Genomic DNA, 24,675 nt, shown 5'->3' with positions numbered 1-24,675 from the left:
CCAGAAGCGAACCGTCGAGGACACTTGGCGCCACATCGGCCACCTCGTCGAAACAATCGAACCCGGCGAATGCAAGAACTACTTCGCAAACGCCGGGTACGCTTCCATCAAAACGTGAAAGACTCTAGAATTGCCTTAGCTCTCAAAAGTGCGGCTTCATTCTTCCCGGAAAGCTTTCTGGATTTGATCCGACAGCGGCTTAACCAGATAGGAAAGCATCGTCCGGTCGCCCGTCGGGAAGAACACTTCGGCCGGCATGCCCGGCGCCAGCGCCAACCCGCGCAGCTTGGCGACCTCGGTTTTCGGCAGCGTCACCCGCGCAACATAGAAGGCTGCTCCGGTGCGCTCTTCGATGGTGAGATCCGCCGAGATTCGCGACAGCGTCCCGGTCAGTTCCGGCGTGGTTTGCCGATTGAAGGCCGACAGGCGCAAAATCGCATTCTGGCCCATCGTCACCTGGTCGATATCCTGCGGCGCAATATGCGCTTCAACGGTCAGATCGTCCGTCACCGGTACGATCTGCATCACCTGCTCGCCGGGCGTGATAACCCCGCCGATCGTATGCACGGCCAACTGCAGCACCACGCCATCCTGCGGGCTGCGCAGATCGATGCGCTTCAACTGGTCCTCGGCCGCCACCTTGCGTTCGACGAACTCGGAGATCTTTCCTTGCGTTTCGCGTAAATCGTTCGCGACCTCGCTGCGAAGATCCTGGTCGATCTGGATGATCTGCAGTTCGATCTCGGCCGCCTTGCCTTTCACCTGGGCTATTCCCGCGGTCAACTGCCCATGCTCGCCTTCGAGCCGCACCGCGTCCCGTTCCAGCGACGTCATGCGGTCGATCCCTATCAGCTTGCGATGCCACAGGGACCGCACGCCTTCCAGCTCGATCTGGATCAGCTCGATCTCGCGGCGTTTCGCCTGCAGCTGCTCGGTCAGGCCGGCGGTCTCCTGCGTCAACTGGGCGATCCGTTCGCGCAATTGCGATCGCTGGCCAGATCGCGCCTGGTGCCGGAAATCGAACAGCGATTGTTCTCCGGCCATCGATGCGGCGACACCGGCTTCGTCGCGCCGCGATGTCAAAACCTCCGGAAAGCTGATCGTGTCCTTGCCGTCACGCTCTGCCTCCAGGCGCGCCAGACGTGCATAGAACTCATCCAGGCCTTTTGAGACGATCGCCAGGTTGGCGCGCGTTGTCGTCTCATCCAGGCGCACCAGAATATCGCCCGCTTTGACCCGGTCGCCTTCACGCACCCTGATCTCACCGACCACGCCGCCCGTCGGATGCTGAACCTTCTTTACGTTGGAATCGACCACCAGCCGGCCAGCTGCGATCACCGCACCCGACATTTTGGTCACCGCCGCCAGGCCGCCAACACCTCCGACAAGCAGCAGACAGGTAGCAACCCCAGCCACGAGATAGCGGCGGACCTGCTTGTGATGCAAAGCGCTTCTGTCCTCGCTCATGCCGGAACCCCTCTCTCCGTGGCGGCAACGACCTTGAGCGGTGCTGCCGATCGGAAAACCTTGTTCAGCACTTCATCCTTCGGACCGAAGGCCTGCACATGCCCATTGGCCATCACCAGCACAGTGTCGACATTGGCCAGGACAGTGGATCGGTGCGCGACGACGATAACGATGCCGCCGCGGTCCCTGATGCCCTGGATGGCGGCGGACAAGGCCACTTCGCCCTCTGCGTCGAGATTGGAATTCGGCTCGTCCAGGATGACCATGAACGGATCGCCATAGAGAGAGCGCGCAAGGGCGATACGCTGGCGTTGGCCCGCCGACAGCGAGGCGCCGGCTTCGCCAACCTTTGTGTCGTAACCGTCGGCCAGATGCACGACGAGATCATGCACGCCGGCGGCTTTGGCCGCTGCAAGCACCATATCGGATGACGCATCCGGGTCGAAGCGGGCGATGTTCTGCGCAGTCGTTCCGTCAAACAGCTGCACATCCTGCGGCAGATAGCCGATATGTTTGCCGAGCTCGTCGGGCGGCCACTGGTCAAGTGTCGCGCCGTCCAGCCGCACGGCGCCCCGCGCCGGCAGCCAGACGCCCGCAAGCGCACGCACCAGCGACGATTTACCGGAAGCGCTCGGGCCGATGACCCCCAGGCCCGATCCCTTGGCCAGTGAAAAATTCGCATCCCACACCACCGGCGTCCGTTCGCCCGGCGGTGCGACACTTACATTCTCGACCGCCAACGCGCTGACGGGCGCGGGCAGGGTTACGCCGGATGCGCCTTCCGGCAGCGCAGCCAACAGCTGCTTCAGGCGAGCCCAGCTTTGCCGCGCCGAAATGAAACCCTTCCAATGCGCTATCGCCAGTTCGATCGGAGCCAGCGCCCTGCCCATCATGATCGAGCTTGCGATCATGATGCCGCCGGTCGCCTCTTGCTGGATGACCAGATAAGCGCCGATCGCCAGCATGGCGGATTGCAGCATCAATCGCAGGATCTTGGAAATCGTGCCAAGCGTTCCCTGGACATCGCTGGCTGCCGCATGGGCGTTCAGGTACTCGGTATTGACGGCATGCCATCGCTCGGCGATACGCCCGCCAAAACCCATGGCCTGCATGGCTTCGGCATTGCGCCTTGTCGCCTCGGCCAACGTGCTGCGGACGGCTGCGTGCTGTCCGGCGATCCTCGTCGGGCCGCGGGTCCGGAGTTCGGCCAGAAGCGTCAGTGCAAACAAGACAACGGCGCCGGCAAGCGCGGTAACGCCGATCCAGAAATGAAAAATGAAACAGATGCCGATATAGAGCGGCATCCATGGCAGGTCGAACAGCGCGGTCGGTCCGGGACTGCCGATAAAGGCACGAACCTGATCCAGATCCCGCAAGGGCTGCAGTCCGTCACCGGAAGGCTTGGCGCGTAGCGGCAGGCGCATCAGCGCCGAATAGACCGATGGGCTCAGCTTTGCATCCAACCCCTGTCCCAGCCGCACCATGAGGCGAGAGCGGATCAACTCCAGCACGCCTTGAAACACGAACAGTGTTGCCGCAAGAACCGCCAGGCCGACCAGCGTCGGCACGCTGCGACCCGGAACGACCCGGTCATAGACTTGCAACATAAAGAACGAGCCGGTCAGGGTCAGCACGTTGACGACCCCGCTCATCAGGACAATGCCCGAAAAAGCACGTCGAAAGGACGCCAGAATTCCGACCAGCGTAAGCGGCGGCGCGGGCGTCAGCTGCATGCGAGCTCGCAATCAGGATATGACATTTCGCCCCTCAATACGTTACTGCCTTGAGTGTGACATGGACGGGCAAGCCCGCCTCGAACTGTGCGCTGCCCCGCGCGAGCAGCCAGCCGTCCGCACGCTCCAGGCGCGCAACGATCTGCAGCGTTGGTGACGCAGTCGCGCTTGCGGGCAGGGGCAAGGAAAATTCTATCGTCTTTGAGCCGCCCTCGCTTTTGAGGCTCGTTTTCGCGGCGCGACGTCGCGCACTGTCCTGAATGGCGGGGTCCTCAAGATAGATCTCGAGATGACCTTCCGGGATAGGCTTGCCGCCCACGAACGTGACTGAGCCTCGAATATCTGTCGATTGCGCAGCCGCTGCCCCGGTGGCCGCGGCGACAGCCACAGCTCCGGCGGCCATCAATACTGTGCGGCGATCGGTCATCGCGTACCCTCCCTTTTTCGCTGCGATACCTCTGCAACGCGGCGTGTTTCGGGAGGGGAGCCTGAAGACTCCCCTCCCGTTAGCGTGTTAGATGACAATGAAGTCTGCAGCCGAAAGATCCAAATTTGTGTTCAGGTGCGCAAATTGAATGGCTGCTCCCTGTCCGGATCCATCGGCGTCGTAAGACAATATTCCATTGTCGGTGTCATAGACGATGCGGTCGTCGGCATCATGAGCAACACCCGCTGCGCTCTTGTAGAATGAGCCCAGGGCGAGGGCACCGTCGCCGCCAACGCTGGCAAAGATGAGGTTGTCCAGCAGGATCGTATCGTCGGCGACCTTGAAGTCCTTGATCCAGTCGATATTGCCGTTCCCGAGTTCTGTCGAGAAGCGGAAATAGTCCTGGCCCGCGCCGCCGGTCAGCGTGTCGGCAGCCAGCCCGCCATCCAAAAGGTCGCTACCGCCGCCGCCGTTGAGCGTATCGGCGCCCGCGACGCCCGGCTGAGCCGGCGCGGGCGGGAATTCGACCGATACGTTCAGCTTGTAGGTCGAGCCCTCCGGCACGGATTCCACCCAGCCATCGCCAGGAGCGGTGGCCGACCATTCGCCTTCCAGAATGTAGTAGGTTCCGGTTTTCTCGACGATGAAGCTCGTGCTCGAATCCCGGCCGTTGGTGGAGCCGGGGTCGTCGCCGCCATCGTCGTTCTGTGCGACGACATTGCCGTCGCTGTCCAGCAGCCTGACGATGCTGTCATGGACATTGGGGTCGGCAATTCCATCGATGTCGATCGTGATGATCGTGCCGGCCGCCAGGTTGACGCTGTAATAGCCGCCAAGGCCGTTTCCAGTGGCGTTGACGGTGATGTGAAGGGTGGTCGTCGAATCGAAGATGTCGGGGTCGGCGGCCAGCGAGAAGTTGTTCGAGATATCGAAGGCGGTTGAGACCGAATTGTTCGTCGCATCTAGTCCGAGCGTGGCGTAGCCGGTGCCCATGCCCGGGCGTGGCGGAGCATCGCCCTGATAGGCGAAATCGCCGAGCAGGGTGTCATCGCCGCCGCCGCCGTCGATCTTGTCGGCGCCGCCCTGGCCGGTCAGCACATTGGCCGAGCCATCGCCCGTCAGGTGATCGCTGAAGCCCGAACCGGCCAGATTTTCGATGGAGATATAGGTGTCGCCGCCGGATTTGCCGCCACCCAGTGTGAGGCTGAGCCCGCTGGTGGCGTCGGCATAGTCCGCCGTGTCGCTGCCGGCGCCGCCATTCAATGTGTCGGCGCCGCCCCCGCCGGTCAGCGTGTCGTTGCCCGCGCCGCCGGAAAGTTTGTTGGCCTGGGCGTTGCCGATGAGATGGTCGTCGAAGAAGGAGCCGACGGCATTTTCGAAACCGACGAGGATGTCGTGCCGGATAACGGTGCCGCGCCCGACGATCTGCACCGGGCCATCGCCGTCGCCGCCATTGGCTGTGCCGTTGGCGAGGTCGATCGTCACCCCCGAGGAGCTGCCTTCGTAGACGACCGTATCGATACCGGCGCCGCCATCCAGATAGTCCTGGCCGGCGCCGCCGATGATCGTGTCGTTGCCGGCTTCACCGTAGAGGATGTCACCATCGTTGCCGCCATCCAGTATGTCGTTGCCGCCGCCGCCATTGAAATAGTCGCCGCCGCCCCGGCCCCAGAAATGATTTGCCGCCGAGGTACCGATGAAACGGTCGATGCGGTCATCGGACCCGATCAGGTTCTCGATGCTGTAGAAGGTGTCGCCCGTGCCGGTGCCGCCATTGGCAACGTTCGTCTCGAGGTTGACGAGCAGCTGGAAGGGGCTTTCCTTGCTGTAGTCGACCGTGTCGACGCCCGCGCCGCCCCTGAATATATCGACGCCATCCTGGCCGCTCAGCGTATCGTCGCCGGCGCCGCCGTCGAGAATATCGTCGCCCTGGCCGCCGAGGATCGTATCGTTGCCGCCGCCGCCATAGAGCGTGTCATTGCCGTCGTCGCTCTCGGTCTGGTCTTCAAGGTCGGCGACATCGATGGTGTTGTTGATGTCGCGGCTGGCGAGCGAGTCGCGGCCACCGATGATGAGGTCATCGCCGCCCTGACCGAAGATCGTGTCGTTGCCGGCGCCGCCGTCGAGCGTGTTGTTCCCATTGTCGCCAAAGATGACGCTGGTCATCGTGTTGTCGCCGATGATGGGAGGCGTTTCGCCGCCGCCATCTCCCGGTTGGGGTGTCGACTCATCGGCGTAGATGATGTGTTCGACGTTGGCGATTTTCCGGATATTCAAGCTCCGGGACAGCAGAACGACCGTGTCGTTCCCGCCATTGGCTTCTTCGCGCACGATGTCGTCGAGGGAGTCGACGAAATAGGTGTCGTCGCCGCCATTGCCGGCCATGCGGTCGCCGCCGCCGCGGCCATCCAGCACGTTGGCCCCGTCATTGCCGATCAGGATGTCGTTGTGGCTGCTGCCGATGCCGTTCTCGATGTAATAGTCGGTTGTATCGGCGTTGTGCCCGGCAAAGATCGACACATTGTTGCTATGGCCGTTCACGCTGGAGAACTGACCGGCGCGCAGGTCCAGGATCGTGCCCGCTGTCGAGCCGGAGAAGTCGATCGTATCGGTTCCGCCGGTGTCATGGATCACAAAACCGATATCGTGCTGCATGCCCGAGGCGCTGAGCCGGTAGCCATCCACGGTACTGCCGAAGCCGTAGACATTGTCGCCCGTGTTGAGGTCGATATGCTGATAGGTGAACACCCCATTCTCGTCGACGGTCGCGAAAAAGCGGCGGATGACGGCTTCTATGTCGGCCATCATCGGCGTTGAAGCCGACCAGCGGGTGGCTTCGCCGACGTCGATCCCATCGAAATAGGACATCACGCTGTATTGCTGACGGTCGAAGGTCCAGGTCGCATTGTTCAGATAGTTGATCTGAACGCCGCCGGGACCGCTGTAATTGTAGAGGCCCGGGTGGTTCAGGCCGAACTCATGACCGAATTCATGGATGAAGGAATCGAACACATAGCCGCCAATATCGGTCTTGTTGTTCTCCGTGTCGTGGAAACGTTGACCTATGCTGACATAGCGGTCGTTGGAATAAGCGCTGCCGTCGTCTTCCTCGCCCAGTTCGGGGCTGACAACCTGCATCCAGTCGGTTGCGCTGTTGTATGGCGCATCGTCGACGATTTCGAACTTCAAAGGAGTGACAAGGGCCCACATCTGCAAGGCGCCGATCGCGGCGGCCTTGTACTCGGGGTGATCATTGAGCTCGGTGACATTGATCCTTAGCGTACCCGCCGCGATCGCCGGCGTCAGCGACCGGTCCAGCGCTCCAAGGTAGGTGAGGTAGGCCTCGTAATCTTCGCTTTTGCCATATGGGTTATCCGGCGTCTGGTCATTGACCCACCATTGATCGCTGGTCTGGTTCGGCATCCTTGGGACTCCTTGTCTCGCAACCGTGGCAATTACGGCTGTACGGTTTAGCTTCTGCCAACCATCGACAAGCATCGTTAGCGCTTGCCGATCGAGCCCCGTCCCAGTGCCAACAATGCTATTGGAATCTTCGCTTGTCTACCCTCCGTTCGCGCTCGGTACACATGAGATTATTTGGCGCGCTTGTCCCGGTGGATTTTGAGATACTGGCCTGGTCTTGCTTAAGCTCGCGCTAATCTATGTTCGCACGTCGCCGACCTTAGCCAGCTTGCAAGGCCAAGGTACCGGGATACTGGATGCCCGGCTGATACCGGAAGCTGGCAGCAAATGCGCAGACGTGCCTCAGAACCCCGTCCGCCGCGCGAAATGTTCATACGTCACGCGCCAGGGGTCGCTCTCCGCGCGTCTCTCGTCGCCGATCCAATGAAAGCTGTCGGCGGTGATCTCGGTGAACCGCCACCGGGCCTGCAGGCCGCGCGAGTCGTCGCCGATCTGGACAATGTCCTTGCCCTCGGCCCGCCCGATCTGGCGCGAATAATCCTGGTTGAGCGGATCGCTCCAGATGATGTGCCAGCCGCCGATCGCGGGATCGAAGACGCGCAAGGTGGTGCCATACATGGTGGACGGCGCAGGGCGCCTGGGCCTGATCCAGATGTCCTGGATGGCGCGGCCTTCGAGCACCCAGCCAAAGTGACACTCGCCATCCCACTTTTGAATTGTGCCGTCGCGGTGGTGGTCCGTCTCCATATCCCAACTGCCAATCAACCATCCGTACAGATCCATATCTTTCGCCCGGTCGGCTGGGGGACCTTCAGATGCGAGAGCTGCGAGAAACGTGGAAATCGTCATGACTGTCTCCAGGGCAAGCCACGCCAAAATGCTGGAACATCGGCGCCACAACCATTGCGGCGTTGCGTGTTCCGGTCTTGGGAAAAATTGCTATGATGCCGCGGCTGCCGGCCTTCCGCGTTCGCGCCATTTCAGGTCAATGCGCCAATGCTAATGTAGCGCCGGCGGGTAACCCAATGCCCGCCTGGCCGGCGCCTACTCGGGCAATCTCTTGATGAGCGGCGCCGGCCGCCGGCTTGGGCGGCGACCGAGTTCCTGCCGCAGGAATATCAGACCTGGCAGGCGGTTATTGCTGGGCAGTTTTGGCAGGCATTCCGATATCGGTCTGTATCCCCAGAACGTCCGCTGCCCAATCGCGCAGTTCCGGAGAAGCATCGCCGGATTTCATGATCGACACGGCCAAAGCGGCCATGTCTGGGGGCGGCTTGTTGTTCGAATGCGAAGCCACATAGGTGAAATAGCCGGCCATGATGGCGCATCCCACCGAAATGACCGGCGGGACGATCTGGAGTGTCGCCAAGGCTATTGCGCGCCAGCGGCCGGATCGGCTGGGTGCCGGAAGCTCATCCTCATCCACAAGATCAGTCATTTCACTCTGCCCGTCAGTCGGGAGAACGTCTGTCTGTGAGGATTGCCTACATTAGTTAAAATGCGGATAAATCTTTATTGGATGTCGCCGCCCTAGTCGGTCCCTTGGGGCGGCGCTTCATCTTGCCAGCCGGCCAGCTCTGGCAGGTCATCAAGCCAGCTTTTCTCCGTCATCGACGCTTCGCCGGCCAGCGGCACAGCCTCGGCGGCGTTTTGAATGAGCCAGTCCATCCACTTGCGATAGGCGGTCGGGGTCAACTCGGGCGGCAGCACCTTGGCCTTGGCCAGCATACGTTTGCGGAAGCTGAGCTGCCTGCGCAGTTTGGTCGTCGTGAACTTGATGGCCTTGCCCTGGTATTCGACCGTCCAGCGCCCATCGCCGTGGCTGGTGAGCCTGTCGATGGCGAAACCGGCATCGACCGGCCTGTCGCGCCAGGGAAGCTCGACGGCGTTCCTCCTCAGGTCGAGCGCCCATCGCCTGTAATTGGCCCCGGCGCGCTGGGGCGGCAGCACGCCAGCCTGTTCGAGGATTTTCCTGCGGAAGGTCGGCTGCTTCTTGATCTGGCCTGTCGTCAGCTCAATGCGATGCCCACGCAATTCGACGTGCCACCGGATCCGCCCATTGCCGACATACTTCACCAGCCTGTCGATGACGAACTCGTCATCGGCAAGCGTCACGCATCCCTGCCTGGTGCGTTCGAGAATGTACTGGCTATCGGTGGGCATCACTTGGCCTTGTGCAGGGTGCGGGCTCCCTGATGGCGTTCGAGAGGTCATCGAATAGGGCTTCCATGACCAGGTTCTAGATCGAACCGATGTCGATGTGAATCACTGTTTGAACACAGCCTCGCGGCGGTGCCGACGGACCTGCCCAGCAGCCTGGGTCAACGGTTCACTGTTCTATGATCCCAGCAGCCGAATGCTGGTATCGCGACGCAGTTCGGAATCGGCGCGGTCGACGCCTTCAACCGTGATCGCGATTGTCCCGTTCTCAATTCTTGCGATCCACCCCTTCGCCTTCATGTACCAGAGATGGAACTCGAGATGCTCTCGCGGACAGCCCAACAAGCGTTCGATCTCGACGTCGCCAATGCCGGGGTTGCTGACATCCTGGCGGCGCTTCACGTAGAGCAGGGAAAGCAGTTTGGCCTGGACCACGGCGTCCTTCTGAACGCCCTTGGCGTCGCTTGCTTCCTCCACCAATTGAAGGTGCAGACCGGCATGCTCTCGATGGGAGATGTCGTATTGGGCGCGCTTGACCGGATCTTTCAGGACGTTGTGTGCTTCTACTATTTCACTGAAGCGGGCTTCATTTCCGGTTTGCTGATTGTCGGGATGATAGCGCATCGCAAAATAGCGAAATATTCGCTCTAGCGTCTCCGAGTTGGCGTTTGGGCTGATCTCCAAGAGTTCGTAGTAATCGACGAACAATGCGCTGCTCCCTCAAACATCGCCCCCGAAAAACCAAGAGCCTGGGCCGCCTCTATTGCGATCCAGGCCCTCAGCCGTCGGGTTCTTCAGCGATATTGCGCTTGCTTGAGCCCAGCCACAAGCCGGACTTTGGTCTGGGCTGAGCCGATACCGGCAAAGCAACAAACGCGCTCGCTCTGTCCTAACTATCAGCGGCAGGCGGCCAAACCGGCCCGGTGGTGGTCCACTGGATGAACGCTGCCTTCCTACCGATGATTTTCTCCATCGATTTCAACAGCGGCTCGTGGACGTCACGAAGCGCGCGGTAGTGCTCGCTGTGCCAGGAGCGGATCGACGATGGCTTGCTTGGACTGGAGGACAGGCCGGACTATGGCCTGGCCACTCCATCGCATCAGGGATAGAATCACAACTTCGACTCAAATTCGAGCCTTGGGAGGCAATGAAATGGATATCGCGGTATCGAACGAAATTGTTGCAGAGTTTCTTAGCCAGGAGAATGTCGGCCTAGCGATCGACAACCAGAATTATGCCGGCGATTTGGTGGACGATTTCAACATTGATGCGGCTGAGTGGATTCGTGATAATTTTCCAGATGCAGATGAAGAAGCCGTAGAGCACGCTGCGCAGCGCATAGAAGAGAAGGGGCCTTGGGTGTACACTGATACAGAGCATTGATCGTCAATATTTGACGGCTTCGCTTTCAGCACCACGGGATGCTTGCAAAAAGCTGCATCGTAGACCCAAAAAGGAACACCCAAACAGCAAATTTTATATATCGACCTTCAGCCAGGGACGTGTTTGCTATAGAATCCGTTAGCGCCTTGCTGGCTTCCTCCCGGCTGGCTTCGACAAATTTTTGCCGAACTATTTTGGCGGGGGATTCGACCGATTTTGGAGTAAGGCTTAAATTTCTGCGTAGCCTGTCATGGGCTCGCAACCAATAAACTCTCTGTATCGCCAGTCCCACCAGGCCGCCTTTCAGTCTGGAGTCCAAATCCTTAATGACCACTTCCGAGGTAGCAAGCATAGGTGACACTCTTGTTCTCTCGTAGAGGCGCTCATGTTTAGCGGCCACCTTGCCCAGGCTCTTGAAAACATTGTTGAACTCCGCCCATTGCAACCACTCATACAACACGCTCCCCTTGAAGGCGAGTAAGAGTGCCGCGACCGTAGCAAGAGCTAAGCCGAAAAAGGTAAGCCATTTTGCTGAAGCTAGAACCATCGCGCACATACATTGAATGGTGGCAGAATCCTGCAACCAAGAGAACTAAAAAGCCTGAAGATCAAAGCGGCAGTTTTGTGTCCCGGAAATGTGTTCCGGTTGTGGTTTTTTGTTTAGGTAAGTCATTGATTTTATTGCGAGAAAGAAGGTTGGCTGGGGAACCTGGATTCGAACCAGGACTAACGGAGTCAGAGTCCGTGGGTCTACCGTTAACCTATTCCCCAGCAGGCGCTGTCGCGCTGGTGGGCCGCCGAAGCAGCCGCGCGTGCCTTGTAGCCGCCGCCGGAAAATAGTCAAGCCTGCGTTGCGTTTCAATCATGGGCTTTTGGTTTGTTCCGTTGATGCGCGGGCGGGGCGCTACGTCTCGCCGCGGCTGTATTGCGAATGCTCGAAGAACAGCACCACGCCCAGCGCGATCAGCAGCGGGATGATGAGGTAGAACAGCCGGAACACCAGAAGTGCCGCCAGCACGCCAACCGGATCCATCTGTGACAGTCCGGCGAGGAACACCACCTCGAACACGCCGAGCCCGCCCGGCGCATGCGAGATCTGCGCCACCGAGAACGACACCAGGAACACGCCGAGGATGACGAAATAGCCTGGATTGCCGGCCAAGGGCAGGGCAAAGAAGATGATCGCCGCCGCCGCCAAAAGTTCGATCGGGCCGATCAGCAACTGCCGCGCAACGATCGGTAGCGCCGGGTAGTGCAGCTGGAAGCCGGCGATTTTCAGCGGCTTCAGGTGCAGCCAGCTGCCGAAGATGTAGGCGCCGACCAGAATGAGCAAAGCGGTGCCGGCGGCGATCGCCAGGCCGTGGTGGGGAGCGCCTGAAAAGCGGTCGATGATTGCAGGCTCGAACACCAGCACCAGGCCGCCGACCAGCAGGCTGGAGAGCACGAATGTGATCCAGCAGATCGCCACCAATATCCCGACGTCCTGTCCGGTCAGCCCCCTGGTGCCATAGGCGCGGTAGCGGATCACGGCGCCCGAAAACACCGAGCCGCCAATGTTGTGCGACAGCGCATAGGTGGTGAAGGAGCAGAAGGTGACGAACAGCCACGATACCTTCTTGCCGATGTGCAGCAGCGCAATATGGTCGTAGCCGGCGAGCGAGGCGTAGGCGACCACCGAGCTCAGCGCCGCCAGCACCCAGCCGCGCGTCGGGATGGCGACGATGCCGTCCCAGACATCGTCGATCGAAATGCCGCGCAGCTCATGCCACAGCAGCAGCAGCGAAAAGATCACCGCCGCGATGCCGATGACCGGCCACAGATAGCGCCTCCAGCTCATGGAGTTCTCGTCATGCGTTGCTGCCCATCGCCCAAGCGGGCGTGAAAACGTCCGCGATTCACCAATATTGCCCCTCATTTCAGAAATGCCTCATTGAAGCCGGCTATTCAACCTGACAAGCCCCGCTATTCAGCGCCGCAAGCATTGCCGCGGCATGATGCCGGCAAAATTTGCCCCACTGCTCTTGGTGATCGGGTCCGGCACTGCTACTCTGGCGGCAACTTAAAACATTTAGGTGCCTGCAGCGTCCGGTTTCCCGGTTCGCGCGGCGCCGGAAGGACCCGAAGTGGAAGACCACGACACCGGCGCTGGCGCGCCGGAAGTGGGCGTGTCCAGGGCTTCGCCGCCGTCAGGCCAGGCAAGCCCATCCGCCGGGCGGCCCCGCCAGGCGGGGCCTCAGTCCGGCAACGGACAGGCCGGCGACGCCCAGCATCAGCGAGGCAAGGCGAGAAAGCGGCGCAAGCGCCGACGCGGACGCAAGGTTTTTGCACGCGACGAGATCACAGCGGCCGCGCATCTCGTTGCGGCCGGCCCGCCGGCCGTCAACATCCCGCCAAGCCCCGTGCCCGCATCGCCGCCCCCGCCGCCCAGGCCGGAACAGCCCATACAGCGGCCGCCGATGCAGGAACTGCCGGTGTTTGCCGCGCTCGATCTCGGCACCAACAATTGCCGGCTTTTGGTCGCGGTGCCGCAGCGCCACGGCCAGTTCCGCGTCATCGACGCTTTCTCTCGCATCGTCAGGCTGGGCGAGGGGCTGACGGCCAATGGGCACCTGAGCCAGGCAGCGATGGACCGCGCCGTCGAGGCGCTGAAAATCTGCGGCGACAAATTGCGCAACCGCAAGATCAAAAAGGCCCGGCTGATCGCCACCGAGGCATGCCGCACCGCCGATAACGGCGTCGAATTCCTGCAGCGGGTCGAGCGCGAGGCCGGCCTGAAACTCGAGATCATCGACCGCCAGACGGAGGCCCGCTTGGCGGTGTCGGGCTGCGGCTCGCTGGTCGAGCGCGACACGCAAGGCGTGGTGCTGTTCGACATTGGCGGCGGCTCGTCCGAAATCGCGCTGATCGACCTCACCGGCCAGCGCTCGCCGCGGCTTGCCAACCACATCGTGTCGTGGACATCGCTGCCGGTCGGCGTCGTCTCGCTGGCCGAACGTTTTGGCGGCCGCACGGTGACGCGCGAAATCTTTGCCGCCATGGTCGAGGACGTCGCGGTGCGGCTGCGCGCCTTCGATGGCCGTGACCGGCTGAGCCATGTGCTTGCTAGCCCGAAGTTCCATCTGCTTGGCACCTCCGGCACGGTTACGACTCTGGCCGGCGTCCATCTCGACCTTGAGCGCTACGACCGCCGCCGCGTCGACGGATTGTGGATGGATCGCGACAGCGTCGACCGCATGGTCGAAAAGCTGGTCGGCTGGGATTTCCAGCAGCGCTGCGCCAACCCTTGCATCGGCGCCGATCGCGCCGACCTGGTGCTGGCCGGCTGTGCTATCCTCGAAGCGATCCGCGCGGTGTGGCCGTCGGAGCGTCTGCGTGTCGCCGACCGGGGCTTACGCGAAGGCATTTTGAGCGAGCTGATGGCCGATGACGGCGTCTGGCGCAACAGTGGGCGTGGCCGAGCATGATCCCGAAAAGTGCCGAGCGGTTTTCGGAAAAGATCATGCTCAAACAAGAAATCAAGTCATGACCAAGAAACCGGAAAAACCAGGTTCTGCCAGCATTCGGGTGCTGAAGACGCGGATCAGGAAGAAGAGCGGCCTGAAGGAATCGTCGCGCCGCTGGCTGCAGCGCCACATCAACGACCCCTATGTCCAGAGGTCAAAAGCCGACGGCTATCGCTCGCGCGCGGCCTACAAGTTGATCGAGATCGACGACAAGCATCATCTGCTCAAGCCCGGCATGAAGGTCATCGACCTCGGCGCGGCCCCTGGCGGTTGGTGCCAGGTGGCGGCCGCGAGGACGAAATCCACCGCGGAAAACCCGCATGTCATCGGCATCGACTATCTCGAAATGGACGCGGTACCCGGCGCGCCGGTGCTGCTGATGGATTTCCTCGACCCCGATGCGCCGCAAAAGCTCGCCGAGGCGCTGGGCGGCGACCCCGATGTTGTATTGTCGGACATGGCAGCACCCACCACCGGCCACAAGCGCACCGACCACATCCGCACCATGCATCTGTGCGAAGTGGCCGCCGATTTCGCGCTGTCGGTGCTGAAGCCGGGCGGTCACTTTCTGGCCAAGACATTTCAGGGCGGCGCCGAAAACGAGCTTCTCTCCATGCTCAAGAAGAATTTCCGCTCGGTGCACCATGTGAAGCCGCCGGCCTCGCGCGATGAGTCGGTGGAGCTTTATTTGTTGGCCAAAGACTTCAAAGGGCGCGCCCTACCTTCTCCCCTTGTGGGAGAAGGTGTCGCCGAAGGCGACGGATGAGGGGTGTTCCAGGGAACGCCGACGTCTCACTCCGCTGGAACACCCCTCATCCGTCTCGGCGCTGTCGCGCCGATCCACCTTCTCCCACAGGGGGAGAAGGCAGAGGGAGCTACTTCCCAGCCGTACCCAACGGCTCCAGCGTCTTTGGCGTCGTTAGCCGGCCATGTCCGGACACCGCATTGCCGGCGTCGGGCGCAAGCCGCATGAACGATATCGAGGCCGCCGACGAGACCGCCGCCACGATAAAGAATGCGATGTGGAAATCGCTGAGCATCAGCGGGCCGCCATGGATCGACGTCGACACCTCCAGGATGCCGCCGGCCAGCGCAACGCCGAGCGCGATCGACAGTTGCTGGAACACCGCCGTGATCGGCGTCGCCTTGCTGGTGTCCTCGGCCGACACCTCGGCATAGGAAAGCGCGTTGACGCCGGTGAAGAACATCGAGCGGATGAAGCCGCCGACCAGCAATATGGCCAGCATCAGCGCGTAAGGTGTTTCGGGCGTGAACAGGCCGTAGATGGCGATCGATGCGGCGGCGATCAGCGAGCCCCAGATCAGCACCCGGCGGAAGCCGGCGAGCCGGAAGATCAGCGCCGTGACAAACTTCATGCCGATGGCGCCGATGGCCGAGACGAAGGTGATCATGCCCGACTGGAACGGCGTCAGCCCGAAACCGATCTGGAACATCAATGGCAGCAGGAACGGCACCGCGCCGATGCCGATACGAAACAGCGAGCCGCCGAGCACGGAAGAGCGGAACACCTGGTTGCGGAACAGCTCCAGCGCCAGCAGTGGGCTTTTGGCGCGCCGCGCATGCAGGAGATAGAGCACGCCGGAAAGCAGGCCGACTGCCACGGTAATGAAGCCGATCGCCGGCGGCAGATAGGGCAGGCTGACCACTGACAGACCGAAGACAACGCCGGAAGCAGCCAGCCCGCTCAGCACGAAACCGACGAAATCAAGCGGCGGCGTCTCCATCGAGTCCGTCTGCGGCAGGAAGCGCGTCGCCAGCCAGATGCCGATCAGGCCGATCGGCACGTTGATCAGAAAAATCCAGTGCCAGGTGAAATAGGTGGTGATGAAACCGCCGATCGGCGGGCCGACGAGCGGCCCGACCAGGGCCGGCACGGTCAGCCATGACATGGCGGCGACCAACTCGCTTTTCGGGGTCGCGCGCACCAGCACCAGGCGGCCGACCGGCGTCATCATGGCGCCGCCTATGCCTTGCAGGAAGCGCGACACGACGAAGGCCGGCAGCGAATTGGAAATGGCGCAGCAGACCGAACCGACGATGAACACGCCGATCGCGGCGCGAAACACGTTCTTGGCGCCGAACCGGTCGGCCATCCAGCCACTGATCGGAATGAAGATCGCCAGCGACACCAGATAGGCGGTCAGCGCCAGCTTGAGCGCGATCGGGCTGGTGTGGATGTCGACGGCAATTGCCGGCAGCGATGTCGCAATGACGGTCGAATCCATGTTTTCCATGAAAAGAGCGACCGCCAGTATCAGCGGAATGATGCGGTTCAACGAACGCGTCCGAATTGGTCAAAAATTGCACGCCGACCGGGGGCAAGCCGACACGAAAGGGCGGTTATCACGCCTTTACCCGTATGTCGCATTAATTTGCTGTCACTTTTGTGCGACCGCGGGACAGAGGCGTTGCCGCAGTTTCGTCACAAAGAATGAAACTTGCGAAAATCGACCGGATTCACTATGTTGTAGTGAATATAACTACTATATGGGTAATGCCATGGAAGAAGTCGTTTCCGCAGCCGATGCCAACCGCAAATTCTCTCTCCTCCTGCGCGGGGTCCGCGACGGACAAAGCTATGTCGTGACCAGCCATGGGCGCCCCGTTGCGCGGATCGTGCCCGCCGGGCAGCCCGACGCCGTGGCTTCTCGCTCGCGCACAGCACTGCTGTCGCGCCTTAAGCGCCAGCCTGTCGTGGAGGCCGGGCGCTGGAGCCGGGACGAGCTTTACGAGGACGAGCGGTGAAGGTCTCGCTCGATACCAATATCCTTGTCTATGCCGAGGGGATCAATGGAGCCGAGAAGCGCGACATTATTTTCGACCTGCTACGCGATATCGAGCAAGAGGCAGCCGTGATTCCGGTCCAGGTGCTCGGCGAGCTGTTCGCGGTGCTGACACGCAAGGCCGGACGATCGCGGGCGCAAGCACGTGACGCCATGTTGAGCTGGCGTGACGCGTTTCCGGTTGTCGGCACGACGCCCGAGGTGATGACGGTGGCGGCTGATCTCGCGACCGATCACCATTTCGGCATCTGGGATGCGACCATCCTTTCCGCGGCGTCGCAAACCGGTTGCCGGCTGCTTCTGTCGGAAGACCTGCAGGATGGCTTCACCTGGGGCGGGGTAACGGTCGTCAATCCTTTCGCGTCACCGCGCCATGCTTTGCTTGATGCTCTCCTATACAAGTCAGCCGAATAGGGCATGACCCGCTTTTCAACCACGTCGCGACGTGTTACCAGCCAGCGCCAATCCTGAAAGGGAAGAAACGAGTCGGCGCTGTCCATTGCGGTCCAGCGCTTTTTTGTATTCCCCCAGCGCGTTTGTATTCGAGGGACTGGCCATGGCAAAAATCATCGAAACGTCCACCGGCGCTTTGGCGCTGACCTTTGACGACGTGCTGTTGCAGCCCGGTCACTCCGAGGTCATGCCCGGTGAGACCGACATCCGCACCCGGATCGCCACCGACATCGACCTCAACGTGCCGATCCTGTCGGCCGCCATGGACACCGTCACCGAAGCGAGGCTTGCCATAGCCATGGCGCAGGCCGGTGGCATCGGCGTCATCCACCGCAATTTCTCGCCGGCCGAACAGGCCGAGCAGGTGCGCCAGGTCAAGAAATTCGAATCGGGCATGGTCATCAACCCGGTCACCATCGGCCCCGACGCGACGCTGGCCGACGCGCTGGCGCTGATGCGCACCTATTCCATCTCGGGCATTCCCGTGGTCGAAAATGGCGGCACCGGCGGCCAGAAGATCGGCCGCCTCGTCGGCATCCTCACCAACCGCGACGTGCGCTTCGCCTCCGACCCGGGGCAAAAAGTCTACGAATTGATGACCCGTGAGAACCTGATCACGGTCAAGGAGAATGTCGACCAGGACGAAGCCAAGCGGCTGCTGCACCAGCACCGCATCGAGAAGCTCGTCGTCGTCGATAAGCAAGGCAACTGCGTCGGCCTGATCACCGTCAAGGACATCGAGAAGTCGCAGCTCAACCCACACGCCACCAAGGATGCGCAGGGCCGCCTGCGGGCGGCCGCCGCCACCAGCGTTGGTGATGACGGCTTCGAGCGCGCCGAGCGGCTGATCGACGCCGGCGTCGACCTGCTGGTCATCGACACCGCGCATGGCCATTCGCAGCGTGTGCTCGATGCCGTGACCCGGGCCAAGAAGCTTTCGAATTCCGTGCGCATTCTGGCCGGCAATGTCGCCACCGCCGAAGGCACGCAGGCGCTGATCGATGCCGGCGCCGACGCCGTCAAGGTCGGCATCGGCCCAGGCTCGATCTGCACCACGCGCATCGTCGCCGGCGTCGGCGTGCCGCAGCTTTCGGCGATCATGTCGGCGGTCGAGACGGCGCACAAATCCGGTGTGTCGGTCATCGCTGACGGCGGCATCAAATATTCGGGCGATCTGGCCAAGGCGCTTGCCGCTGGCGCCAGCGCGGCGATGATCGGCTCGCTGCTCGCCGGCACCGATGAAAGCCCGGGCGAGGTCTATCTGCACCAGGGCCGCTCCTTCAAGGCTTACCGCGGCATGGGTTCGGTGGGCGCCATGGCGCGTGGCTCGGCCGATCGCTACTTCCAGGCCGAGGTGCGCGACACGCTGAAACTGGTCCCGGAAGGCATTGAAGGGCAGGTGCCCTACAAAGGACCTGTGTCTGGCGTGCTGCACCAGCTTGCAGGCGGGCTAAAAGCCGCTATGGGTTATGTCGGTGGCCGCGATCTTGCCGATTTCCGCGAGCGCGCCACCTTTGTGCGCATATCCAACGCCGGACTTCGTGAAAGCCACGCCCATGACGTCACGATTACCCGCGAAAGCCCGAATTATCCTGGCGGAGCCTGACCCGCAGCCAGACCGGAACGTGCTCTGGCGCAATCAGGCGACGATCGTGCTGCGGCTGGCGCGCCATGCGGGCGCGCTGTGTTTTGCCTCCGCGGCGGTTTTCATCGCCATGACGCTGCTGGAATTCTTCTATTTCCGCCAGTTGAGCGGCGGCCTGTCGTCGCTCGATGTGCGCTTTGAAGGGTTTACGCCGGATGAGGGCATGGCCTGGCTGACGGCGCTTGGCCGGCGCGGCAGCGAGATCATCCTTGTCTGGCACTATCTGACCTTCGACCTTCTGTTCCCGGCGCTGCTGTCACTGACCATGGTCAGCCTGATCCTGGCCACCGGGCGGCGGTTGAAGAATTTTCGCGCCCTGCCGGTGCAGCTTCAATCGCTGTTCGCGCTGGTCGTGGTGCTGCCCTACACACTGGCCGACTACGCTCAGAACATTGCGGTGGCGCGGCTTTTGTCCGATTTCCTATCCGCCAATCCGGATTCGCTGTCCTTCGCCTCGTCGCTGATCGTCACCAAATTCGCGATGCTGGCGCTACCTGTCGCCGTCATCGCGGTTTTGATCCTCGCCGCCCAGCGGCGTCCGCCGGCATGAACGACGAGGCGGGGGCGACGCCATGAGCCAGACCGCGATCTTCTGGCCAATGCTGGCGCAGGTGCTGCTGGTCTATATCGTCTACGTGGTGATGGGCCGGCGCCGCTACGGTGCGGTCAAATCAGGCGAGGCCAAGGTTGGCCAATACAAGATGCGCACGACCGAACCTGCGTCGAGCGTGACGGTCGCCAACAATCTCATCAACCAGTTCGAACTGCCGGTGCTTTTCTACGTGTTGTGCCTGGCGCTGCACGCGACCGGTGGCGTCAATTATCTGACTTTGGCTTTGATGTGGATTTTCGTGATTTCCCGCTATGCCCACGCCTGGGTTCACCTCACCAGCAACAATCTGCGGTTTCGCAGCCGCGCCTTCTACATGGGCGCGATCATTCTCTTGCTGGCATGGATCTGGTTCGCGCTGCACCTGCTCGGAGCCGTATAGGCTCAAAGAAGGTTATAGATCGAACACCGCGATCTTGCGCTTGTCGAACTTGATGCCGATTTCGCCGCGCACCAGCTTCAGTGCGGCCTCGCCGAACACGGCGCGGCGCCAGCCCTGCAGCGCGGGCACGTCGGCGGCTTCGCCTTCGGCGGCGATACGGTCGATGTCGTCGCTGGAGGCCAGCACCTTCGAGGCGACGCCTTCCTTCTCGGCGACGATCCGCAACAGCACTTTCAGCAGCTCTGCAGCCGCGTTCGAACCCTCGGGCGGCTGAAAGCTCTTGGGCAGCTTCGGCATCTCTTCCCGGGGCAAGGCAAGCGCCGTGTTTACCGCGCCGAGCAATGCGGTTGCCGTCGATGAACGTTCCCAGCCTTTCGGCGTGGTGCGCAGCTTGCCCAACGCGGCCGCATCGCGCGGCGCCTGCTGGGCGACCTCGTATATGGCGTCATCCTTGAGCACCCGGCCGCGCGGCACGTCGCGTTCGCGCGCCTCGCGCTCGCGCCACGCCGCCACCGTCTGCACGATCGCCAGCTCCTGCGGCTTGCGCAGCCGCATCTTCAGCCGCTTCCAGGCGTCTTCGGGGTGCGGATCGTAGGTCTCGCGCGAGGTCAGCACCTCCATCTCCTCGTTCAGCCAATGGGCGCGGTTTTCCCGCTCCAGTTCGGCGCTGAGGTGCTTGTAGACATCGATCAGATGGGTAACGTCGGCCAGCGCATAGTCGAGCTGCTTGTCGGAAAGCGGCCGGTGGCGCCAGTCGGTGAAACGCGAGGATTTGTCGAGCCGGGCGCCGGTGATGCGTTGCACCAGCTGGTCGTAGGAGACGCTGTCGCCGAAGCCGCAGACCATAGCCGCGACCTGGGTGTCGAAGACGGGATGCGGCACCAGATCGCCGAGATGGACGATGATTTCGATGTCTTGGCGCGCGGCGTGGAAGACCTTGACCACCGCTTCATTGGCCATCAGCTTGAAGAACGGGGCGAGGTTGATGTCGGGCGCCAGCGGATCGATCAGCGCGGTGACGCCGGGCGCCGCCATCTGGATCAGGCACAGGATCGGCCAGAACGTCGTTTCGCGGATGAATTCGGTGTCGACGGTGACGAAATCCGACTTTTCGAAAGCGGCGAGAACGGACTCGAGCTCATTTTGGGTGGTGATGACGTGCATCAAATCGCTTTTTAGCAAACGGGTAAGGTTCTCTTTCAATTTCAGCCGTGAGCGCTTTCGTCAAGCCGCCCTTCGGTCAAGTATCCGTCGATCCATCGGAATCGCCATTCCTGCGCGCCAGCCGCGCGAACACCGTCGATGTGCGTAGCAGCGCCGTGAAGCGGCTGCGCTTGCCTGCCGGCACGCTGCCGCGCACCTGCATGCGGTAGAGAATGACAGCGATGAGGATGGCGTAGACCACAGCACTGAAGACAAACAGGGCGCCCGGTCCGAAATATTGCATCACGGTCGACGCCGCGAAGGGGCCGCCGATAGCTCCGAAAGAATAGAACAGCATCAAGGCGGCATTGATCAGTACGAACTCGCCCTTGTCGGCGCGGTCGTTGGAGTGCGCCGCCGACAGCGAATAAAGCGGCATGGCGAAGCTGCCGAAGATGAAGACGATGATCAGGTTGAGGGTCGGATTGGAGCCGGCGATGAAGGCCAGCGCCAGCGCTGCCAGCAAGGCGCCGCATGTCGTTGCCAAAAGCACCGCGCGCCGGTCCCAGCGGTCGGAGAGATAGCCCACCGGATACTGGATGAGGGCGCCGCCGAAAATGCCGACGCTGACGAAGGTCACGACATCGGCGACCGACATGCCGATCTGTTCGGCATAGACCGGTGACAGCGTGCGGAAGGCGCTGTTGGTGACGCCGACGCAGATGCAGCCGAAGCAGCCGAGCGGCGAGATCCGCCAGACGCGCGCCAGATCGAGCTTGACGTCTTCCGGCGGCGTCGGGTTGGAGCGGTCGCCAAGCGACACCGGCACCAGCGACAGCGTGATCATCATCGACATGATGGCGAAGATGGCAAAGCCGCCGGGGCCGAAGATCGGGATCAGGAACTGCGCGCCGGTCACCGAGCCGATATCGACCATGCGGTAGATGGCCAGCACCCGCGCGCGATCCTTGTTTTCGACGCCGGAATTCAGCCAGGCTTCCATGACGGTGAACAGGCCGGCAAAGCAGAAGCCGCCGGCAAAGCGCACCGCGCACCACATCACTGGATCGATCACCAGCACCAGCAGCAGCGTGCCGGCCGAGGCGGTGGCGGCCAACGCCGAAAACGTCCGGACATGGCCGACCGCCTTGAGGATGCGGGTGACGGCGAGGCATCCCAGCAGGAAGCCAGCGAAATAGAACGTGCCCATCAGGCCGATGTCGGAGGCCGAAAACCCTTCCTGCGCGCCGCGCAGCGCGATCAGCGTGCCCTGCAGGCCATTGCCGCCAAGCAGGATGCCGGCGGCGATGAGGAGGGGGATCAGCGGGCGGATGGAGGACATGAAGGAAATCGCTTGGTCGGCTTCCTTCTTGAACCATCGTATCTGTCAATGCCAGCGGCAATTCTGCTAGCCAACAGGCGCGTGCCCTACAAGATTGCCGTTCAAGCTTCGTGAGCCCTCGCCAACGCTTCGCCCGCCGCCGGCGCGACGGGGCTGGCCGCCCTTCGGCCGAGCGAGCCGGCCGTCAGCAGGCTGAGCACGATGAACGGGATGCCGATGCCGAAGGCCGAGCGGATGCCCCAATGGTCGGAGACGAAGCCGAGCAGCGGCGGGCCGAGCAGGAAGGCGACGAAGGCGATCTGCGACAGCGCCGCGACATTGATTGCCGCGGAGCGGTCCGTCCGCTGGGCGGCCGCCGAGATCGCCAGCGGAAAGATCGCGCTGCTGCCGATGCCGAGCAGAGCAAAGCCCAGCATCGACAGGAGCGGGGCAGGCGAGAAGAAGACGAGCAGCACGCCTACCGCCATCGTCGCCAGCAGCACCCGCGCCACGCCGCTCGGCGAGTGGCGTTCGACAAAGGAGTCGGCGAAGAAGCGGGTGCTCGCTTGCGAGAATGCAAACAGCGCCACCGTGAAGCCGGCGACGAACGGGCCTGCATCGAACACGGTGCGCATATAGATCGCCGACCAGTCGATGCTGGCGCCTTCCATCAGCATCGCCGACAGTGTCACCGCGACGAGGACGAGGATCGGCAGCGTCGGCCGCGCCAGCTTTGGCGCCGTCTCGTCATTGCCGGCGAAGCGGCTCGGCGCCGGTTCGTAGCCGCCAAGAAACAGCGCTATTCCTGTCGCCACCATCGGTACGACGATGGCCAGGTGCAGTTGCGGCGATATGCCGAGATGGCCAAGTGCGGCGCCGAACAGGCCGGCGCCGAAAAAGCCAATGCTCCAGAACGAATGCGCCCGGTTCATGATCCGGCGCTTGAGCAGGAATTCGGTTCTGTCGGCCTCGACATTGAGGATGATCTCGACGCTGCCGATCATCAGGCCGACCGGAATCAGCATCAGGAACAGCGCAAGCGGCCCAGGCGCGTGCACGGCAATGGCATAGGCAACCGACAAAAGCGGAACCAGCCCGAGCAATGCGCGGCGGAAGCCGACGCGCTCCAGGATCGGCGCCGCGAGCGTCAGCGCGGTCAAGGTGCCGATCGGCGTCCCGATCAGGCTGAGCCCGAGCGTGCCGTCCTCGATGCCCATGGCATGCTTGATGTCGGGCAGCCGCGGAAAGATGTTGCCCATGCCGAACGAGTAGATCGCAAACCCGGCATAGACCCGGTGTTGCGGAGCGAGGCTGAGGCCAAAGGTCATGACGATGCTTTCAAGGAAGAGAGCCGGCGGTTGTCGCCGCCTGGTATGCCCTGTATCTTGCACAAACATGCAAATCGTGCAAGAACATGCATGACGAAAACAGGATCATGCAATGCTGACCGATGAGCGGCATCAAATCATCCGCGATCGCCTGGCCGTCGAGGGCAGGGTGCTGGCCGGCGAACTGGCAAGCCGCTTCGGCGTTTCGGAAGACACGGTTCGCCGCGACCTCAGGGAACTCGCCAAGGCTGGACAATGCCGCCGTGTCTATGGCGGCGCGGTCGCGGCCGCACCCTTCGCCGCCGCGCCGGTCGGCCTGCGCGCCGGCCATGCAGTCGAAGAAAAGACGCGGCTGGCCCGCGCCACCGTGCCATTGCTCTCACGCGGACAGACCCTGTTCATCGACAGCGGCTCGACCAATGCCGCGATCGCCAGGGCCATCCCGCGCGACCTCGACCTGACCGTCGCCACCAACTCGCTCGAAATTGCCTCGGTGCTGTCGGACCACGCGCTGATCGACCTGATTGTACTGGGAGGCCGGTTCGACCGCCACCTCGGTGCATGCATCGGCGCCGACACGCTTGCCGCCGTGGCGCAGCTTGGCGCGGACCTGTTTGTTCTGGGATCCTGCGGTCTCGATGCCTCGCGGGGCGTGACGGCCTTCGATTCGGCTGAGGCCGAGGTGAAGCGGGCCATGGCCAAGAACAGCGCAGGCATCGTCATCGCCGTCACCAATGACAAGCTGGCCACCGCCGCGCCCTACCGGGTCGCCAGGCCCGAAGCGATCCGCCATCTTGTGGTCGAAAAGACCGCGCCGGGCGCGATCCTCGCCGACTTCGAACGTCAGGGCGCCGAAATCCACTTTGCCTGAACAACAGGCCTGCGCCCGATCG

23 protein-coding genes, 1 tRNA gene and 1 pseudogene are annotated in these 24,675 nt (G+C 62.2%); 10 read left to right on the top strand and 15 right to left on the bottom strand.

Going from position 1 to position 24,675, the window contains the following annotated elements; all coding sequences use genetic code 11:
• Positions 1-118: pseudogene (locus H0241_RS26610) on the top strand (IS630 family transposase); the annotation flags it as partial.
• Between the two features lie 38 nt (positions 119-156).
• Here H0241_RS26610 and H0241_RS26605 read toward each other — a convergent pair.
• From H0241_RS26605 to H0241_RS26570, 8 genes are all read right to left on the bottom strand, one after another.
• Positions 157-1,467, bottom strand: coding sequence for an HlyD family type I secretion periplasmic adaptor subunit (locus H0241_RS26605; protein ID WP_181060803.1), 1,311 nt, complete (start codon positions 1,465-1,467; stop codon positions 157-159).
• Complete coding sequence (locus H0241_RS26600; RefSeq protein WP_181060802.1) at positions 1,464-3,200, bottom strand: type I secretion system permease/ATPase; 1,737 nt, start codon at positions 3,198-3,200, stop codon at positions 1,464-1,466. Before H0241_RS26600 ends, H0241_RS26605 begins: the two co-directional genes overlap by 4 nt.
• Positions 3,201-3,234: 34 nt before the next feature.
• Entirely contained in the window at positions 3,235-3,627 is a 393-nt protein-coding gene (locus tag H0241_RS26595; protein ID WP_181060801.1) for a hypothetical protein, read from the bottom strand.
• A gap of 87 nt (positions 3,628-3,714) precedes the next feature.
• Positions 3,715-7,050, bottom strand: a complete 3,336-nt coding sequence (locus H0241_RS26590; RefSeq protein ID WP_181060800.1) for a M10 family metallopeptidase C-terminal domain-containing protein — start codon at positions 7,048-7,050, stop codon at positions 3,715-3,717.
• Positions 7,051-7,392: 342 nt separating this feature from the next.
• On the bottom strand, positions 7,393-7,899 hold the full coding sequence (locus H0241_RS26585) for a hypothetical protein (protein ID WP_181060799.1): 507 nt from the start codon (positions 7,897-7,899) through the stop codon (positions 7,393-7,395).
• Positions 7,900-8,185: 286 nt separating this feature from the next.
• The gene (locus tag H0241_RS26580; RefSeq protein ID WP_181060798.1) at positions 8,186-8,368 is read right to left on the bottom strand and encodes a hypothetical protein; all 183 of its coding nucleotides are present in this window, start codon (positions 8,366-8,368) and stop codon (positions 8,186-8,188) included.
• A gap of 212 nt (positions 8,369-8,580) precedes the next feature.
• Complete coding sequence (locus tag H0241_RS26575; RefSeq protein WP_181060797.1) at positions 8,581-9,213, bottom strand: hypothetical protein; 633 nt, start codon at positions 9,211-9,213, stop codon at positions 8,581-8,583.
• Between the two features lie 174 nt (positions 9,214-9,387).
• Positions 9,388-9,918 (bottom strand): DnaJ domain-containing protein, encoded by a 531-nt coding sequence (locus H0241_RS26570; RefSeq protein ID WP_181060796.1) that lies wholly within the window; start codon positions 9,916-9,918, stop codon positions 9,388-9,390.
• A 444-nt stretch (positions 9,919-10,362) separates the two neighbouring features.
• Between H0241_RS26570 and H0241_RS26565 the strand changes: the two genes are divergently transcribed.
• Complete coding sequence (locus H0241_RS26565) at positions 10,363-10,593, top strand: hypothetical protein (protein WP_181060795.1); 231 nt, start codon at positions 10,363-10,365, stop codon at positions 10,591-10,593.
• 25 nt (positions 10,594-10,618) lie between these two features.
• Here H0241_RS26565 and H0241_RS26560 read toward each other — a convergent pair whose 3' ends face one another.
• The 3 genes from H0241_RS26560 to H0241_RS26550 form a co-directional block, all read right to left on the bottom strand.
• The gene (locus H0241_RS26560) at positions 10,619-11,140 is read right to left on the bottom strand and encodes a hypothetical protein (protein WP_181060794.1); all 522 of its coding nucleotides are present in this window, start codon (positions 11,138-11,140) and stop codon (positions 10,619-10,621) included.
• A 150-nt stretch (positions 11,141-11,290) separates the two neighbouring features.
• Positions 11,291-11,364 (bottom strand) — tRNA-Gln (locus tag H0241_RS26555).
• Between the two features lie 133 nt (positions 11,365-11,497).
• On the bottom strand, positions 11,498-12,430 hold the full coding sequence (locus H0241_RS26550; RefSeq protein WP_181060793.1) for a lysylphosphatidylglycerol synthase domain-containing protein: 933 nt from the start codon (positions 12,428-12,430) through the stop codon (positions 11,498-11,500).
• 286 nt (positions 12,431-12,716) lie between these two features.
• Between H0241_RS26550 and H0241_RS26545 the strand changes: the two genes are divergently transcribed.
• Positions 12,717-14,057, top strand: coding sequence for a Ppx/GppA phosphatase family protein (locus H0241_RS26545; protein ID WP_181060792.1), 1,341 nt, complete (start codon positions 12,717-12,719; stop codon positions 14,055-14,057).
• Positions 14,058-14,115: 58 nt separating this feature from the next.
• Positions 14,116-14,862 (top strand): RlmE family RNA methyltransferase, encoded by a 747-nt coding sequence (locus H0241_RS26540; RefSeq protein ID WP_181060791.1) that lies wholly within the window; start codon positions 14,116-14,118, stop codon positions 14,860-14,862.
• Positions 14,863-14,971: 109 nt separating this feature from the next.
• Here H0241_RS26540 and H0241_RS26535 read toward each other — a convergent pair whose 3' ends face one another.
• On the bottom strand, positions 14,972-16,393 hold the full coding sequence (locus tag H0241_RS26535) for an MFS transporter (RefSeq protein WP_181060790.1): 1,422 nt from the start codon (positions 16,391-16,393) through the stop codon (positions 14,972-14,974).
• Positions 16,394-16,616: 223 nt separating this feature from the next.
• Between H0241_RS26535 and H0241_RS26530 the strand changes: the two genes are divergently transcribed.
• The 5 genes from H0241_RS26530 (at position 16,617) to H0241_RS26510 (ending at position 19,990) form a co-directional block, all read left to right on the top strand.
• On the top strand, positions 16,617-16,862 hold the full coding sequence (locus H0241_RS26530) for a type II toxin-antitoxin system Phd/YefM family antitoxin (protein ID WP_181060789.1): 246 nt from the start codon (positions 16,617-16,619) through the stop codon (positions 16,860-16,862).
• Positions 16,859-17,314: a PIN domain-containing protein gene (locus H0241_RS26525; protein ID WP_181060788.1), complete on the top strand. Its 456-nt coding sequence runs from the start codon at positions 16,859-16,861 to the stop codon at positions 17,312-17,314. Before H0241_RS26530 ends, H0241_RS26525 begins: the two co-directional genes overlap by 4 nt.
• 142 nt (positions 17,315-17,456) lie before the next feature.
• The gene (gene guaB, locus H0241_RS26520; RefSeq protein WP_181060787.1) at positions 17,457-18,959 is read left to right on the top strand and encodes an IMP dehydrogenase; all 1,503 of its coding nucleotides are present in this window, start codon (positions 17,457-17,459) and stop codon (positions 18,957-18,959) included.
• A 43-nt stretch (positions 18,960-19,002) separates the two neighbouring features.
• The gene (locus tag H0241_RS26515; RefSeq protein ID WP_181060811.1) at positions 19,003-19,548 is read left to right on the top strand and encodes a hypothetical protein; all 546 of its coding nucleotides are present in this window, start codon (positions 19,003-19,005) and stop codon (positions 19,546-19,548) included.
• Positions 19,549-19,570: 22 nt separating this feature from the next.
• Positions 19,571-19,990: an MAPEG family protein gene (locus H0241_RS26510; RefSeq protein ID WP_181060786.1), complete on the top strand. Its 420-nt coding sequence runs from the start codon at positions 19,571-19,573 to the stop codon at positions 19,988-19,990.
• Between the two features lie 12 nt (positions 19,991-20,002).
• Here H0241_RS26510 and rnd read toward each other — a convergent pair whose 3' ends face one another.
• The 3 genes from rnd to H0241_RS26495 all read right to left on the bottom strand — a co-directional run bounded on the left by rnd (position 20,003) and on the right by H0241_RS26495 (position 23,782).
• Positions 20,003-21,154, bottom strand: coding sequence for a ribonuclease D (rnd, locus tag H0241_RS26505; protein ID WP_181060785.1), 1,152 nt, complete (start codon positions 21,152-21,154; stop codon positions 20,003-20,005).
• Positions 21,155-21,230: 76 nt separating this feature from the next.
• The gene (locus H0241_RS26500) at positions 21,231-22,475 is read right to left on the bottom strand and encodes an MFS transporter (RefSeq protein ID WP_181060784.1); all 1,245 of its coding nucleotides are present in this window, start codon (positions 22,473-22,475) and stop codon (positions 21,231-21,233) included.
• A 101-nt stretch (positions 22,476-22,576) separates the two neighbouring features.
• Positions 22,577-23,782 carry an MFS transporter gene (locus H0241_RS26495; protein ID WP_181060783.1) on the bottom strand — a complete coding sequence of 402 codons (1,206 nt, stop codon included), beginning with the start codon at positions 23,780-23,782 and terminating at the stop codon, positions 22,577-22,579.
• 112 nt (positions 23,783-23,894) lie between these two features.
• Here H0241_RS26495 and H0241_RS26490 point away from each other — a divergent pair, with 112 nt between their 5' ends.
• Entirely contained in the window at positions 23,895-24,653 is a 759-nt protein-coding gene (locus tag H0241_RS26490) for a DeoR/GlpR family DNA-binding transcription regulator (RefSeq protein ID WP_181060782.1), read from the top strand.
• The last annotated feature ends 22 nt before the right edge of the window (positions 24,654-24,675 follow it).

Source organism: Mesorhizobium neociceri, assembly GCF_013520985.1.
In the GTDB taxonomy this organism is placed as follows: Bacteria; Pseudomonadota; Alphaproteobacteria; order Rhizobiales; family Rhizobiaceae; genus Mesorhizobium; species Mesorhizobium neociceri.
This window is presented reverse-complemented; position numbering and strand designations above follow the sequence as displayed.